The sequence below is a fragment of the Paraburkholderia phenoliruptrix genome (genome assembly GCF_047325075.1).
Lineage (GTDB): Bacteria > Pseudomonadota > Gammaproteobacteria > Burkholderiales > Burkholderiaceae > Paraburkholderia > Paraburkholderia phenoliruptrix.
In genome coordinates, this window is sequence record NZ_CP168531.1 from 300281 (window position 1) to 315222 (window position 14942).

Annotated in this window: 13 protein-coding genes and 1 tRNA gene; 4 read left to right on the top strand and 10 right to left on the bottom strand. The window is 65.0% G+C overall.

All coding sequences use genetic code 11. From position 1 onward, the window contains the following. Positions 1-91 precede the first annotated feature (91 nt). The 4 genes from mreC to rodA all read left to right on the top strand — a co-directional run bounded on the left by mreC (position 92) and on the right by rodA (position 5489). Complete coding sequence (gene mreC / locus ACEN8U_RS13290) at positions 92-1210, top strand: rod shape-determining protein MreC (RefSeq protein ID WP_310104680.1); 1119 nt, start codon at positions 92-94, stop codon at positions 1208-1210. Continuing rightward, on the top strand, positions 1207-1719 hold the full coding sequence (gene mreD / locus ACEN8U_RS13295) for a rod shape-determining protein MreD (protein ID WP_013586823.1): 513 nt from the start codon (positions 1207-1209) through the stop codon (positions 1717-1719). Before mreC ends, mreD begins: the two co-directional genes overlap by 4 nt. Before the next feature lie 142 nt (positions 1720-1861). Further along, entirely contained in the window at positions 1862-4330 is a 2469-nt protein-coding gene (gene mrdA, locus ACEN8U_RS13300) for a penicillin-binding protein 2 (RefSeq protein ID WP_310104677.1), read from the top strand. 10 nt (positions 4331-4340) lie between these two features. Next, positions 4341-5489, top strand: a complete 1149-nt coding sequence (gene rodA / locus ACEN8U_RS13305) for a rod shape-determining protein RodA (RefSeq protein ID WP_013586821.1) — start codon at positions 4341-4343, stop codon at positions 5487-5489. Positions 5490-5559: 70 nt separating this feature from the next. Here rodA and ACEN8U_RS13310 read toward each other — a convergent pair whose 3' ends face one another. The 10 genes from ACEN8U_RS13310 to rsmB form a co-directional block, all read right to left on the bottom strand. Then, on the bottom strand, positions 5560-6261 hold the full coding sequence (locus ACEN8U_RS13310) for a tetratricopeptide repeat protein (RefSeq protein WP_015001375.1): 702 nt from the start codon (positions 6259-6261) through the stop codon (positions 5560-5562). Continuing rightward, positions 6258-7040 (bottom strand): HpcH/HpaI aldolase family protein, encoded by a 783-nt coding sequence (locus ACEN8U_RS13315; protein ID WP_310104671.1) that lies wholly within the window; start codon positions 7038-7040, stop codon positions 6258-6260. Before ACEN8U_RS13315 ends, ACEN8U_RS13310 begins: the two co-directional genes overlap by 4 nt. Positions 7041-7254: 214 nt before the next feature. Then, entirely contained in the window at positions 7255-7701 is a 447-nt protein-coding gene (queD, locus tag ACEN8U_RS13320) for a 6-carboxytetrahydropterin synthase QueD (RefSeq protein ID WP_013586818.1), read from the bottom strand. Positions 7702-7707: 6 nt separating this feature from the next. Further along, positions 7708-8340, bottom strand: coding sequence for a 7-carboxy-7-deazaguanine synthase (gene queE, locus ACEN8U_RS13325; RefSeq protein ID WP_013586817.1), 633 nt, complete (start codon positions 8338-8340; stop codon positions 7708-7710). Between the two features lie 95 nt (positions 8341-8435). Then, a complete protein-coding gene (gene queC, locus ACEN8U_RS13330; protein ID WP_013586816.1) occupies positions 8436-9167 on the bottom strand; it encodes a 7-cyano-7-deazaguanine synthase QueC in 732 nt (243 codons plus the stop codon). A gap of 403 nt (positions 9168-9570) precedes the next feature. Next, positions 9571-9646, bottom strand: a tRNA-Phe gene (locus ACEN8U_RS13335). Between the two features lie 97 nt (positions 9647-9743). Beyond that, on the bottom strand, positions 9744-10433 hold the full coding sequence (gene esaR / locus ACEN8U_RS13340; protein WP_013586815.1) for a response regulator transcription factor EsaR: 690 nt from the start codon (positions 10431-10433) through the stop codon (positions 9744-9746). After that, a complete protein-coding gene (locus tag ACEN8U_RS13345) occupies positions 10434-12848 on the bottom strand; it encodes a PAS domain-containing sensor histidine kinase (protein ID WP_310104668.1) in 2415 nt (804 codons plus the stop codon). It abuts the gene before it with no gap. Further along, the gene (locus tag ACEN8U_RS13350) at positions 12838-13437 is read right to left on the bottom strand and encodes a DUF4390 domain-containing protein (protein WP_013586813.1); all 600 of its coding nucleotides are present in this window, start codon (positions 13435-13437) and stop codon (positions 12838-12840) included. Before ACEN8U_RS13350 ends, ACEN8U_RS13345 begins: the two co-directional genes overlap by 11 nt. Further along, on the bottom strand, positions 13434-14873 hold the full coding sequence (gene rsmB / locus ACEN8U_RS13355; RefSeq protein ID WP_310104666.1) for a 16S rRNA (cytosine(967)-C(5))-methyltransferase RsmB: 1440 nt from the start codon (positions 14871-14873) through the stop codon (positions 13434-13436). The genes ACEN8U_RS13350 and rsmB overlap by 4 nt, the downstream gene beginning before the upstream one ends. Positions 14874-14942 lie beyond the last annotated feature (69 nt).

Here is a 14942-nt window from a genome sequence, read left to right on the forward strand (position 1 = left end):
CCATTGGCTCGGCCGCCCGGCGTCCGCACGCTGAACCGCGTTCTCAGCGCGCCGCCGCCTCACCCAACCGCTTACGCCCCCGGCGCCGACCATGGAATACAGTCCGCCGCCCCTGTTCAAGCAAGGCCCGTCCGCCCTCGCACGACTCGTGTTTTTCGTCGTGCTGGCGCTCGCCCTGCTGATCTCCGACGCACGCTTCAAGACGCTCGAAATCGTTCGCGGCGTGCTCGGCGCGGGTCTTTATCCGTTGCAACGCGCGGCGCTCGTGCCGCGCGACGTTTTCATGGGCGCCGCCGACCTCGCGGTAACGAGCGCCACGCTGCGCAGCGACAACGAGAAGCTGCGCACCAAAAACCTCCAGCTTTCGCAGCAGGCCAATACGGCCGCCGAACTTTCCGCCGAAAACGCGCATTTGCGCGCATTGCTGCAGCTGTCGCAGCGCGCGACCACGCAGTCGCTGCCTGCGGAAATCCAGTACGACACGCGCGATCCGTTCACGCAGAAGGTCGTGATCAACCGCGGCGCGCAGCAAGGCATTCAGAACGGCTCGCCGGTCGTCAATGAAGACGGCGTAATCGGCCAGGTGACCCGCGTGTTCCCGCTGCAGGCGGAAGTTACGCTGCTGACCGACAAGGACCAGGCCGTGCCGGTGCAGATCGTGCGCACCGGTTTGCGCAGCGTGATTTACGGCACCCCGAAGGGCGACACGCTCGACCTGCGCTTCGTGCCCATCAGCGCCGACGTGCAAACGGGCGACGAACTCGTCACGAGCGGCCTCGACGGCGTCTATCCGCCGGGTTTGCCCGTCGCCAAGGTCGTGCGGGTCGACAGGCAGGCGGACACCGCCTTTGCGCGCGTGATCTGCCTGCCCATCGCGCCGGTGCGCGGCGCGCGTCAGTTGCTGGTGCTGCATTACGTGAACGACGTGCCGCCGCGTCCTGTCGAGGAGCCGGAAGTGTCCGCGAAAGACGCGAAGGCAAAGAAAGGCGCGAAGTCGGCCGACAGCAAGGCCGCCGCGGACAAATCCGCGAAACCGGGCGAAAAACCGGCGGAAAAGCCGGCGGACAAGGCGGCGGGCCAAAGCACACAACCGGCACAAACGGCACAAACCGGTAAGGCAAGCGCCGCCGACCAGAAATCCGCGGCATCGAAAAAATCCGCCGCTGCTGAAAAAGCGAAGCCGCAAGCCGCGCCGGGGGCAAAACCATGAACCGTCCGCAATACATTCTGCAGCCGGTCAATCCGTACTTCATCGCGTTCAGCCTCGCCGCGGCGTTCCTGCTGAACCTGATGCCGTGGGGGCGCCTGATCGGCGTGCCGGACTTCGTCGCGCTCGTGCTGCTGTTCTGGAACGTCCATCAGCCGCGCAAGGTCGGAATGGGCATCGCGTTTCTGCTCGGCCTGCTGATGGACGTGCACAACGCAAGCCTGCTCGGCGAGCATGCGCTGGCGTACACGCTGCTGTCGTATGGCGCGATCACGATCCACCGCCGCGTGCTGTGGATGTCGCTCGGCGTGCAGACTTTCGCGGTCATGCCGCTTCTCGTCACCGCGCAACTGGTGCCGTTCGTCATCCGTCTGCTGACGGGCGCGGCGTTTCCCGGCTGGGGTTATCTGATCGACGGGTTCGTCGAGGCCGCACTGTGGCCGGTCGCGAGCGTGCTGCTGTTGATGCCGCAGCGCCGCCCCGCCGACCCCGACGATACGCGGCCCATTTAACGCGGCGCCGCGCGCGCAGGCCGTTGCCATGAAACGCACCTCTTCCGCCCGCTCGACGCCCATCGCCGTTCATGCCTTCCGGCCTCGCCCGGATCGGGCGCACACTCATGATGGCCGTCGTCCGGCCTTTTGCTGAAACAGCATGACCGAATTCAAGGACACCCAGCAACAGCTCTCGAAGTTCCGCCTGCGCGTCGCGGCGGCGGGTCTGTTCGTGTTCGTCTGCTTCGGGCTGATCGGCTTTCGTTTCCTGTTCCTGCAGGTGTGGCACTACAGCAAGTACTCGCTGCAGGCCGACGAAAACCGCATTTCCGTCGCGCCCATCGTGCCGAATCGCGGCATCATCACCGACCGTAACGGCGTCGTGCTGGCCAAGAACTACTCGGCGTACACGCTCGAAATCACGCCGTCCAAGCTCAACGCGCCGCTCGAAAGCGTGATCGACGATCTGGCCACGGTCGTCTCGATCGACGCCCGCGACCGCCGCCGCTTCAAGAAGCTGCAGGAAGATTCGAAGAACTTCGAAAGCCTGCCGATCCGCACGCGTCTCACCGACGACGAAGTCGCGCGTTTCACCGCCCAGCGCTTCCGTTTTCCCGGCGTCGAAGTGCGTGCGCGCCTGTTCCGCCAATACCCGCTCGGGCCGACGGCCGCGCACGTGATCGGCTATATCGGCCGGATTTCGCAGCGCGACCAGGAACGCATCGACGACGCGAGCGACCAGAACGACAGCGACCCGGAACACTACGATCCGCGCCTCGACGCAAACAACTACAAGGGCACCGACTACATCGGCAAGATCGGCGTCGAGCAGAGTTATGAGACGGAGCTGCACGGCCAGACCGGTTTCGAGGAAGTCGAAGTCACCGCCGGCGGCCGGCCGGTGCGCACGCTGTCGCGCACGCAGGCCACGCCCGGCAACAACCTGGTGCTGTCGCTGGACATCGGCTTGCAGCAGGTCGCCGAGCAGGCTTTCGCAGGCCGCCGCGGCGCGCTGGTCGCCATCGAGCCGTCCACCGGCGACGTGCTCGCGTTCGTCTCCGCGCCGAGCTTCGATCCGAATTCATTCGTCGACGGTATCGACCAGCAGACCTGGGACGAGCTCAACAACTCGCCCGACCACCCGCTCCTGAACCGGCCGCTGCACGGCACCTACCCGCCGGGCTCGACCTACAAGCCGTTCATGGCGCTCGCCGCGCTGACGCTGCACAAGCGCACGCCGGGCTGGGGCTTCCAGGATCCGGGCTCGTACACCTTCGGCGGCCACACGTTCCGCAACGACGTGCGCTCCGGTCAGGGCTGGGTCGACATGAACCGCGCGATCGTGGTGTCGAACGACACGTATTTCTACATGCTCGCGCATGACCTCGGCGTGAATAACATCGCGAACTTCATGAAGCCGTGGGGCTTCGGCCAGATCACCGGCATCGACATCGCGGGCGAGGCGCGCGGCATCCTGCCGTCCACGGAATGGAAGCGCAAGGCGTACCGCAAGCCTGAACAGCAGAAGTGGTACGAAGGCGAGACGATCAGCCTCGGCATCGGCCAGGGCTATAACTCGTTCACGATTCTGCAACTCGCGCACGCCACGGCCACGCTCGCGAACAACGGCGTCGTGATGAAACCGCACCTCGTGCGCGACATCGAGAACCCGATCACCAAAGACACGCGTCCGGTCGTGCGCGATCCGAGCGACAAGATCGCGGTCAAGCAGTCGGACATCGACATCATCAAGCACGCCATGGAAGGCGTCGTGACGAACGGAACGGCGTCGAAGGTGTTCATCGGCGCGCCGTATCTGGCGGCGGGCAAGACCGGCACGGCGCAGGTGTATTCGCTGCAGGGCGCCAACTATAAGGGTCACGCGATCGCCGAACATTTGCGCGACCACGCGCTCTTCATCGCCTTCGCGCCGGCCGAGCAGCCGAAGATCGCGCTCGCGCTAATCGTCGAGAACGGCGGGTGGGGCGCAGAGGCGGCCGGCCCGATTGCGCGCAAGGTGCTCGACTACTACCTCGTCGGCAAGAATAAGCCGGGGGCCGCAGCGGCAGCCGTCGCCGCGGCGGCCTCCGCTACCGAGGACGCGTCCGCGCCCGAAGTCGGCACCGCGCCGGCGCCACAGGAAGCCGGGCAGCCGGTCAAGATCGCGGCGGGCTATACCGCGCTGCCGATGCCGGGTGCGGCTTCGGCTGCGGCTGCGGCTTCGGCGGCATCTGCCGCCTCCGCGGCGGACGGCGCGCCCGGGGGGCCGGCGGCGGCGGCTTCGGCGGCCGTCCCAGCAGTATCGAAACCGACTGCGCCCGCCGCAAACGCCGCATCACCGCGCAGCCCGTCCACATCGACGACAGGCGCGGCGGCAAGCGCCGCAGCAACCACGGCCGCCACCGCGCCAAACTCGCCCGCGCCGGCGTCGGCCTCGGCGGCAAGGAACGCGACCTCGCACAAATCGGGCGCCCCGCGTCAGCCGAGGCCCGCAAGCGAGCCCGCACCCGCATCCGCATCCGCGGCCGCCGCGCGCCCCGCAGCGAATGCGGCCCGGAACTCATCGCGCGATAGCGGCACTGAGTCCGCGCCGCCACGCCAGCCGGTTTCCGGCGGCATCGACGAATAAGGAGAAAGGCATGCAATTCGACAAGCGCGCCTGGCTCGACCGCATCAAGCGGATGTTTGCGGGCTTCGACCGCCCGCTCGCGCTGATTGTGTTTCTGCTGCTGTGCGTAGGCATCGTGACCTTGTACAGCGCGAGTCTGGACGTGCCGGGCCGCGTGGAGGACCAGTTGCGCAACATCATGCTGACGTTCGTGCTGATGTGGGCGCTCGCCAACGTGCCGCCCACCACGCTCATGCGCTTCGCGGTGCCGCTCTATACATTCGGGATCGCGTTACTGGTCGCGGTCGCGCTGTTCGGCCTCACGCGCAAGGGCGCGAAGCGCTGGATCAACGTGGGCGTGGTCATTCAGCCCTCGGAGATTCTGAAGATCGCGACCCCGCTGATGCTCGCCTGGTACTATCAGCGGCGAGAAGGCGTGATGCGCTGGTACGACTATCTGGTCGGACTGCTGATTCTTGCCGTGCCTGTCGGGCTGATCGCCAAGCAGCCCGACCTCGGCACGGCGGTACTGGTCTTCGCTGCCGGCTTCTTCGTGATTTATTTCGCGGGCCTGAGCTTCAAACTGATCGTGCCCGTGCTGATTGCGGGCGTGATCGCGGTGGCATCCATTGCGGCGTTCCAGGACAAGATCTGTCAGCCCGAAGTGCAATGGCCGCTCATGCACGACTATCAGAAGCACCGCATCTGCACGCTGCTCGACCCGACTTCCGATCCGCTCGGCAAAGGCTTCCACACCATTCAGGCCGTGATCGCCATCGGCTCGGGCGGCCCGCTCGGCAAAGGCTGGCTGAAGGGCACGCAGGCGCATCTGGAGTTCATCCCCGAAAAGCACACCGACTTCATTTTCGCCGTGTTCTCCGAGGAATTCGGGCTTGCGGGCGGCATCGTGCTGCTGACGCTCTATATGCTGCTCATCGCGCGCGGGCTGTATATCGCGGCCAACGGCGCGACGCTCTTCGGGCGCCTGCTCGCCGGCTCGCTGACCATGGCGTTCTTCACCTACGCTTTCGTCAATATCGGGATGGTGAGCGGCATTTTGCCCGTGGTCGGCGTGCCGTTGCCGTTCATGAGCTACGGCGGCACCGCGCTCACGACGCTCGGCGTGGCAATCGGCCTCATCATGAGCGTCGCGCGTCAAAAGCGATTGATGCAGAGCTAGCGCAGCGCGAGCAGGCGCGCGAGGGCCGTACCCCACACAAGGGGCGCGTCGTGTGACGCGCCCCTTTCGCTTACTGCGGTTTCACTTCCTTCTGATCGCGCAACTGCGCGCTCAGCTGCTGATACTTCAGGCGCGCCGCCGGATCGCCCTGCGCGGCGGCCGCCGCGTAATAAGCTCGCGCCACATTCAGATTCTTGTCCACGCCGTCGCCGCCACGCTCGTAGAAAGAGCCGGTCACGTACTGCGCGGTCATGTCGCCGCCTTCCGCGGCCTTTTTGTACCAGACGAATGCCTGCTTGTTGTCGCGATCGGTGCCGCGTCCGTCGAGGAACTGATTGGCGAGCGCGAGCTCCGCCTGCACGTGCCCCTGTTGCGCCGCCTTCAGAAACCAGCGGTGCGCCTCGACCGGATCGCGCCCGACAAACTCGCCATCGTCATACATCTTGCCGTACACGTATTGCGCGTGCGACATGTTGGCGTCGGCGGCCTTGCGCAGCCATTTCTTGCCTTCGTCGACGTTGGTTGCGGTGCCTTCGCCATTGAGCAGCATCATCGCGTAATTGAACTGCGCGAGACGGCTGCCGCGCTCGGCGGCTTTGCGGAACTCGGCAAGCGCCGCCGTCAGATTGCCGGCGTTGTAGTCGGCGACCGCGGTTTGCGTCTCGGGATCGTTCGGTTTGGCCACGCGCTCCTGCGCCTGCGCCGCCATGCCCGTCGTCAACGCCGCCGCTACCGCTACCCGCGCGACGACGCCTTGCATCAGCCACTTCATGCTCTCACCTCCTGCAACGCCTGGCGGGTTGCGCGCAACATCCACATGACGTCGGCGGCCAGAGCGATAAAACGAAAACCGGCGTCGCGATGCTGCCTTGCGCTCGCGGCGTCCATCGAAAAAATGCCGGCGGCAATGCCCGCATTGTCCGCGGCGCTGACAATGCGCGCCATCGCCGCCTGCACGTCGGCGTGCTTCGAATCGCCGAGATGCCCAAGGCTCGCGGCGAGATCGGCGGGTCCGACAAACAGGCAATCGACGCCCGGCGTCGCCGCGATCTTTTCCACTTCATCCAGCCCGCGCGCCGACTCGATCTGCACGATGGTCGCGATCTGCGCATTGGCCGTTTGCACATAGTCGCGCCGCATGCCGTATGCCGCGGCGCGCACGGCGCCCGCGACGCCGCGCAGACCGTTCACCGCCTCGGCGCTCGGATATTGCGTGAGCCGCACGGCGTGCGCCGCTTCTTCGGCGGACTCGATATTCGGAAACATCAGCGTGCGCGCGCCGGCATCCATCACACGCTTGACGAGCCACGGCTCGCGAGCCGGCAGACGCACCACAGGTTCGCTCGGCAGATGCGCGGCCGCAATGGCGCGTAATTGCGATGTGACGTCGCCGCTGTCATTGGGCGCATGTTCCATGTCGATCAGCAGCCAGTCGAAGCCGGCGTGCGCGAGTGCCTCCGCGGCGGCATCGCTGCCGAGCGAGAGCCATAGGCCGAACAGCGGATCCGCTTCTTTCAGACGTTGCTTGAGGGGATTCGTGAAGGTGCTCATGGCCGCGCTCCGTGACGTTGACCTGCGTCAGGATCCGAGAAGCGGGTCAGCGCGCCTTTCCAATGAGCGCGCCAACGAGCCGCGCCCGGACGCGGGCGGCCTTTCTGCCTGCTGCGGCGCAATGCGGTGACCGGCATGTCTCGCTCCGTGTGGTTATGGAGCGATCATACCGTGACAATAACGCGGCGGCTGGGTCGCGCAGCGCGCAGGGACGTTAGTCGCGGACCACGTCGGCCCAGCAGTTCGGCGTCTCGTACAGGCGCACCTTATGGAGCCGCAGATTCACGCCGTAGTGCGCGTCATAGACGTTCGCGAGCACCTCGAACGCGACGGCCGCGAGATTTTCCACCGTCGGAATGCGGTCGAGCACGACCGTCTTGTGGCCGGCCATGGTGTCGAGAAAGCCGCGCACCTGCGAGTCGCCTTCGTAGACGAGGAACGCGTGGTCCCATTTGTCGACGAGATGTTCGACAGCGAGCGACTTCACATCGGCGAAGTCCATCACCATGCCGCGATCGGGCGCGCCTTCGGTGTCGACGAGATCGCCTTGCAGCGTGATTTCGAGCACATAGCGATGGCCGTGCAGATTGCGGCACTGGCTGCGGTGATCGGGAATGCGGTGACCCGCGTCGAATTCGAGTTTTCGTGTAATCGTCAGCACGGCAAATCAGGGAATGTTCAGATACTTGTGGGTCTGCATCGACAGGCGCCATTGCGGATGGCGTTTGCACCAGTCGATGGCGAGCCTGGTGTTGATGTCGCGCGACGGACCGTCCATGGGCTGGACGAGGAAATACTCGAAGTCGAGCTTCGCGTAATCGGACAGACGCTGGTTGTCCTGCGGAATCACGACCTTCAGCTCATTGCCTTTAGTCACGACGAGCGGCGCGTCGGCCTTCGGGCTCACGCAAATCCAGTCGATTGTCTCGAGCACCGGCAACGAGCCGTTGGTTTCAATGGCGATTTCAAAGCCGGCCGCGTGCAGCGCGTCGACGAGCGGCGCGTCGATCTGCAACATCGGCTCGCCGCCCGTGCACACGACAAAGCGCTGGCCCTCGCCTTCCGGCCATTGCGACGCGATCATCTGCACGAGTTCTTCGGGGGTACGGTACTTGCCGCCGTTTTCACCATCGGTGCCGACGAAATCCGTGTCGCAGAAGCGGCACACGGCCTCCGCGCGATCTTCCTCACGGCCCGACCACAGATTGCAGCCGGCAAAGCGGCAAAACACGGCCGGGCGCCCGGCATTCGCGCCCTCGCCTTGCAACGTGTAGAAGATTTCCTTGACCGCGTACGTCATGCTTACCGCCCTGTGCCTTGTCCTTGTACTCGCGTACCTTGTCCAGCTTGTGTACCTACGAATGATTGCCCGAGCCGCGCCGCTGCGCGGGTTGCTCACACCGGCTCGGTTACCTTCTCGCCCGCGAGCCAAGCCTCGTAGCCACGCTTGCGCAAGCGGCAGGCCGGACATTCGCCGCAACCGAAGCCCCATGCGTGCAGCTCCGCGCGCTCGCCGACATAGCAGGTGTGCGTTTCCACGCGCACCAGCTCCACCAGCTCATCGCCGCCCAGCTCGTGTGCGAGGCGCCACGTGTCCGCCTTGTCGAGCCACATGAGCGGAGTTTCGAGTACGAAGCGCGAGTCCATGCCCAGATTCAGCGCGACCTGCAGCGCCTTCATGGTGTCGTCGCGGCAATCGGGATAGCCCGAGAAGTCCGTTTCACACATTCCGCCGACAAGCACCTGCAAACCGCGCCGATAAGCGATGGCCGCAGCAATCGTCATGAACATCAGATTGCGGCCCGGCACGAAGGTGTTCGGCAAACCGTTGGCCGTGGCCTCGATCTCGATTTCGCGTGTCATGGCGGTTTCGCTGATCGCGCCGAGCACGGACAGATCGACCATGTGATCGTCGCCGAGGCGCTCGCCCCACGCGGGGAACGTGCGCGCCACCGCGTTGCGGAAGCCCTCGCGGCACTCCAGTTCGACGCGATGCCGCTGACCATAATCGAAGCCGAGCGTCTCGACCGTCTCATAGCGTTCAAGCGCCCATGCGAGGCACGTGGCGGAATCCTGGCCGCCGGAAAACAGCACCAGAGCGCTACGTTTAGCGTCTTTGCGGATCACCGTGAAACTCCGTGAATGATGAGTGCCGCGTCGCGCTGCGCGAGGTGCGCCATGCAAGCAACGCGGCGCGACGCGAGCCGGCACTGCTGCCGGCCCAAAGCAGTATAGGCCGCGCCTTTGGCTGCAAAGCTGCTGGGCCCTTATACCGTTGATCGTCGGGCGAGGGGTTTCGTGCGGATCGCGGACTGACCGCGCGCCCATGAACGCCTGATGAACCCATTCGGCGGGCGCCGCACTCTCATGCAAGTCCTTGAACTGGCGAGATTTTATCACGCGACGCCGAAGCTCGCCGGACGCGCCCGGCGCAGGATCGGCCAGCACCGAACCAACGACCGCCGAACCAACAAACCTCACCGCAAAAGGAAAAGCCCCAGGAATCTTGCGATTTCCTGGGGCTGAATCCTGGTGGCCTGGGACGGAATCGAACCATCGACACGCGGATTTTCAATCCGCTGCTCTACCAACTGAGCTACCGGGCCAACGAAGAAAGAAATAATATCAAAGGGTCATCTACTGGGCAAGCCCCTTCTCTAAAAAAATCTGCACACCCGATGCTCGCCCACCGCGCCGCCGCGCTCACTCACCTTTGTTCTTGCCGAGATCCACGCCGAGCTGCTTGAGCTTGCGATACAAATGCGTGCGCTCCAGTCCCGTCTTTTCCGCGACCCGCGTCATGCTGCCGTTCTCGCGCGCGAGGTGATACTCGAAGTACGCGCGCTCGAATGCGTCGCGGGCATCGCGCAGCGGAATGTCGAACGAGATGGAGGCCGTTTGCGCCGCGAGCACGCCGCTGCCGTGGCCGTCGGCGGACAGCATGGGCAACGCCGCCGCGGAAGCCACCGTCGACGAATTCATCGGCATGGCGGATTTCGCGGCCGCGCCGCCCGGCGCCACGGCCGCGGTGCCGCGCGCGAGACCCTGCTCGACGGCCTTCAGCAGCTTCTGCAACGCGATCGGTTTTTCCAGAAAGTTAAGCGCGCCGATCTTGGTTGCTTCGACTGCCGTGTCGATGGTCGCGTGACCGGACATCATGATGACCGGCATGGTGAGCTGCCCTTGCGCGGCCCATTCCTTGAGCAACGTGACGCCGTCGGTATCGGGCATCCAGATGTCGAGCAGCACCAGGTCCGGCGCCTGACGCAAACGGAACTCGCGCGCCTGCTGCGCGTTTTCCGCTGCCTCCACGACATGCCCCTCGTCGCTCAGGATCTCCGAGAGCAATTCCCGGATGCCCATTTCATCATCTACCACCAGGATGGTTGCCATTTACGCTGCCTTTGTCTGCACTGTTGCTTTTGTCTTTCCCTGCGACGTGCCGCCATGCGCAGGACGCGGTCCCGCTTCGGGAGCCGCGGCGTCGTCTGCCAGTTGAAGGAAGAGAATCGAAATCTGCGCGCCTTCGATCACATCGCCCGCTTTCATGCGATTGCGAATGTCAATGCGCGCGCCGTGTTCGTCGACGATCTTCTTGACCATCGCAAGACCCAGGCCCGTGCCTTTGGCCTTCGTCGTCACGTAGGGCTCGAATGCGCGCGTGAGAATGCGCGTGGGGAAACCCGGACCGTTATCCGACACTGTCAGACGTACCGCGACGCGCGCCTTGCCTTCCGCGTCGGGGTCTCCGTATTCTACTGTCCTCGTCTCGAGCAGCACACGCGGGCGCTCGACCTCGGCCACCGCGTCCTGCGCATTCTGCAGCAGGTTGTGGATCACCTGCCGCAATTGCGTCGCATCGCCGCGAATGGCCGGCAGTTCGGAGAGCTCGACCTGAATCGCGCCTTTGCCTTCTTCGATGCCGTAAAGCGTCAGCACTTCGCTCACCAGATCGTTCAATTGCAGGTGCGCAAGCACGGCCGGCGGCGTGCGCGCGTAGTCGCGGAAATTGTCGACCATCTGCTTCATCGCGGCGACCTGATTGACGATCGTGGTCGCGCCGCGCTTGAGCACATCCGCATCCGACGGCGCGAGCTTGTCGGCCAGCTTCATCTGCAGGCGCTCGGCGGAAAGCTGGATCGGCGTGAGCGGATTCTTGATCTCGTGCGCGAGTCGCCGCGCGACCTCGCCCCACGCGATGGAGCGCTGCGCGGAGATCACGTCGGAGATGTCGTCGAACACGACCACGTAGCCGGATGTCTGCAGATCCTGCGCGTCGGGATCGGTGGCGGACACGAGGCGCGCGCCGCGCACGAGCAGCGTGAGCGGCTCGGATTCGCCCGCCACCTGAATCGAAAACTGCTGCTGCCAATGCCCGCCGTCGTCATGAGCGTCGCCGCCGGCCGCTTCGCGGTCCGCAAACGCTTTGCGCACCATGCCGCCGAATTCGCTCAGCACGCCGATCTTTTCGAGCGCCGAGCCGAGCACCTCCTGGAACTGCTGACGGAAGATGCGCTCGGCGCCGCGATTCGCGGTGGTGAGCCGGAACTGGCGGTCGAATACGAACACGCCCGCCGTCAGGTTCGCAAGAATGCTCTCCAGATAGGCCTTCGAATGCTCGAGCGCGATGCGGTTGTTTTCGACCGCCGCGCGCGCCTCGGAGAGTTGCCGCGTCATCGCATTGAACGACTGCGTGAGAAAGCCCAGTTCGTCGCGCGATTTGATCTCGCGCTTCGGCGTGTAATCGCCCTCGGTGATTTCCTTCGTGCCCTGCGCGAGCAGAAACAGCGGCCGCGCGAGCTGATTGCCGAGCGCGAGCGCGAGCATCATCGCGATAAAGGTGGCGAGAAAGAGCGCGAGCGTCAGCGTGCCGATGTACATCTTGCGCAAACCGGTACGCCCGAGCGCTTTCTCCTGATACTCGCGATAGGCGCGCTGCACGGCGTCGGCGTTACGCGCGAGCGACTGCGACACCGGCTGCGTCAGTTGCAAAAAACGCTCCGTGGGTTGCAGAAGCGCCGCGTTCGAATCGGGAATGCGCTGCACGACGCGCAGGCGCAGCGCGCCCTTGCTGCCGTGCGCGTGCGGATCGCCGTCCACTTCGCCTTCAATCGCCGCATAGCCGCGCCCGCGCGCCTGGTCGATCATCAACTGCGTGGGCAGGTCGCTCGGCACGAGCGTCGCGAAATTGCCCGACGCCTGCGCGACCACGTGCATGTCGGGCGTGGCGCCGGACATGCTGCGCGTGGGCTCGACGATGGTCGCGTCCTGCACGCCGAACTGGTCGCGCAGACGCAGCAGCGTGAGCGTCGTGCCGGCGGCGTCCGCGCTCGCGAGCTGCTCAGACATGAGCCGCGCCTTGGTTTGCAGATCGGACAGCGACGCGTCAAGCATGCCGCGGCCGAGATTGAGGCCGGACGTCAGCGCGGTTTCCACATTCACGTCGAACCATGATTCGATACTGCGCGACACGAACTGATACGAGACCACATAAATGATGCCGCCCGGCACCACGCCGACGAGCGCCATGAAAAACGCCAGCTTCGCGAGCAGCCGCGTGCCGAACTTGCCCTTGCGCAATCGCGCAATGATGATGACGACGAGCGTCGTCACCACCAGCAGGAAGATCATCGCGACGACGAGATTCGCGGCATAGAGCCACTGGTAATAGCGGTCGAAGAATTCGGTGTTCGCGCTTGCCGCCGCGAGCAGCACGAGCAGCAGCACGGCCGTCACCGCGACCGTGGACACCAGCACGCGCACGACGATGCTGCTGACGCTGGTGGCGGAGCGCACTTTATTTAGCACGTTCGGTCACCGTAAAAGTAAAGCGCTTCCATTCGGAAGCGAGGTTCCAGTCGCGGTTGTTCACCGCGTCGATCTGGAACGGCTTGGGCATCAACGCGATGTCGAGCTGCATGCGCACCGAGGCGGTGTACGTTTCGCCGACATGCACGTCGTTGCGATCGATCACGTGCCACGAGGACACATGCTTGATGACCGCGAGCGCGTCCTTGAGCGTGGAAAAGCCGAGCTGCAAACCGCCGGACGACACACTCGACACCCGATATTCGCGCGTGAGCGGCTGAAACGACAGCCGCAGGCTTTGCGACACGTTGACCGGCTGCTCGTCGAACCAATACCAGCGCGGCCGGCTCAGTTCGAAATCTGTCGTGAAGTACAGCGGAATGCCTTTATTGACCGCGTCTTCGAGATTGCTGTTCAACTCGAAGTCGAAACGCGCGTCGAGGCTCCAACCGGTGTTGTCGGCCTGCAGCGAAGCGCGCTGCACAGCGATCGAGTCGGCGTGCGCCGCGCCCGGCAGCGCGAGCCAGACGGCCAGCGCGACCCAAAGCACGGCGGCGAGCCGAAGCGGGAAGAAGCGTTTGATGGTCACCGTTTCTGAAAGCGCGCGTAGAAAAATCCGTCGTGGTCTGAGTTCGTGCCGGCGCTGGGCTCAGCGAATTCTCCGGCATGAGAACCGGCCGATGGGTCGGCGGGCGCGCGGGCGACTGAGGGTAAAAGTTGCCCCGGCGCGTCCAATCGTACCGCATCCTGGTGCTTGTTTCCAAACCACTGCGCCTGCAACTCGCCTTCTTCCGGAAAGATCGAGCACGTAACGTAGAGCAATTCGCCGCCAGGTTTCACGAGCGGCCAGAGCGCATCGAGAATGCGCCGCTGTTCCTCGACGAGCGCGGGAATATCGGATGCACGGCGCAACCAGCGAATGTCCGGATGACGCCGGACGATGCCCGACGCCGAGCACGGCACGTCGGCGAGAATGCGGTCGAACGGCTGGTCGATGTCGTCGTGCCATTTGGCCGGCGCACCGGCGTCGCCAATCCGCACCTCGGCTTCGAGTTTCAGCCGCTGCAGGTTTTCGCCGATGCGCCGCGCGCGCGACACGTCGCTTTCGAGCGCCACCAGTTGCAGGTTCGCGAGTTCCAGCAGATGCCCGGTCTTGCCGCCCGGCGCCGCACACGCGTCGAGCACGCGCATGCCGTCACGCACGCCGAGCAGCTGCGCGGCGAGTTGCGCGCCGGCGTCCTGCACCGAGACCACGCCCTCATTGAAACCGGGAATACGATCGACCGGCATCGGCGTCGCGAGCTTCACCGCGTATTCGCCGACTTTGCTCGCCGCAATGTGATGCTGCTCGAGGACGTGCAGATACGCCTCGACCGTCGAATGACGCGCGTTCACGCGCAGCGTGAGCGGACCTTGCGTGTTGCCGGCCGCGAGCACGTCTTGCCATGCGTCGGGCCATGCGCGTCTCACTGCATCGATCCACCATGTCGGATAGTTCCAATGCGCGACTTCGTCGGCTTGCGCTTCTGTCAGCAGCGCGTCCCTCTCGCGTAGGAAGTTGCGCAGCACGGCGTTGACGAGTCCCTTCGCAAACGAGAATTCGCGGCGCGCCGAAATTGCCCTGACCGCCTGGTCGACCACCGTGAACGGCGTGTAGGCGGCGCTCGCTTCGTCGTCGATCAACAGGGCGAGCGCGCAGGCCAGCACATGGCCCACGTGCGGCGGCGGTGCCTTCTTGACGAGCCTCGCGATCAGCCACTCGGCCGTGCCGAAACGCCGCATCGTGCGATACGCGATGTCCTGCACCGCGCCGCGCGCGGCAGCGGCACTGCCCTCGGGCGCGGACACGAACACGGATTGCAGCGCGGCCGGCAACGCCGCGCCCAGACGCACGGCGCCGACGGCCTGCGCGGCGCAGTCAAGCGCAAAACCGAGCGACTCCGGCGCGAGATGCAACACGGACAAGCGGGATTCGCGCGGACGCGCCGGCGAAGAAGCAGAACGCGAAGAAGACTTTGGGATCATGGGAAGGCAAAGGCAGGCCGCGCGGTAGGCACGGCACAATGGACACACATTGTAGCGTGGCGCGGCGCG

Coding starts and splice junctions, on each gene's coding strand:
- queE (WP_013586817.1), bottom strand. CDS start 8,340: ATGACGTACGCGGTCAAGGAAATCTTCTACACGTTGCAAGGCGAGGGC.
- ACEN8U_RS13315 (WP_310104671.1), bottom strand. CDS start 7,040: ATGAGCACCTTCACGAATCCCCTCAAGCAACGTCTGAAAGAAGCGGAT.
- mreD (WP_013586823.1), top strand. CDS start 1,207: ATGAACCGTCCGCAATACATTCTGCAGCCGGTCAATCCGTACTTCATC.
- ACEN8U_RS13310 (WP_015001375.1), bottom strand. CDS start 6,261: ATGAAGTGGCTGATGCAAGGCGTCGTCGCGCGGGTAGCGGTAGCGGCG.
- esaR (WP_013586815.1), bottom strand. CDS start 10,433: ATGGCAACCATCCTGGTGGTAGATGATGAAATGGGCATCCGGGAATTG.
- rsmB (WP_310104666.1), bottom strand. CDS start 14,873: ATGATCCCAAAGTCTTCTTCGCGTTCTGCTTCTTCGCCGGCGCGTCCG.
- rodA (WP_013586821.1), top strand. CDS start 4,341: ATGCAATTCGACAAGCGCGCCTGGCTCGACCGCATCAAGCGGATGTTT.
- mrdA (WP_310104677.1), top strand. CDS start 1,862: ATGACCGAATTCAAGGACACCCAGCAACAGCTCTCGAAGTTCCGCCTG.
- mreC (WP_310104680.1), top strand. CDS start 92: ATGGAATACAGTCCGCCGCCCCTGTTCAAGCAAGGCCCGTCCGCCCTC.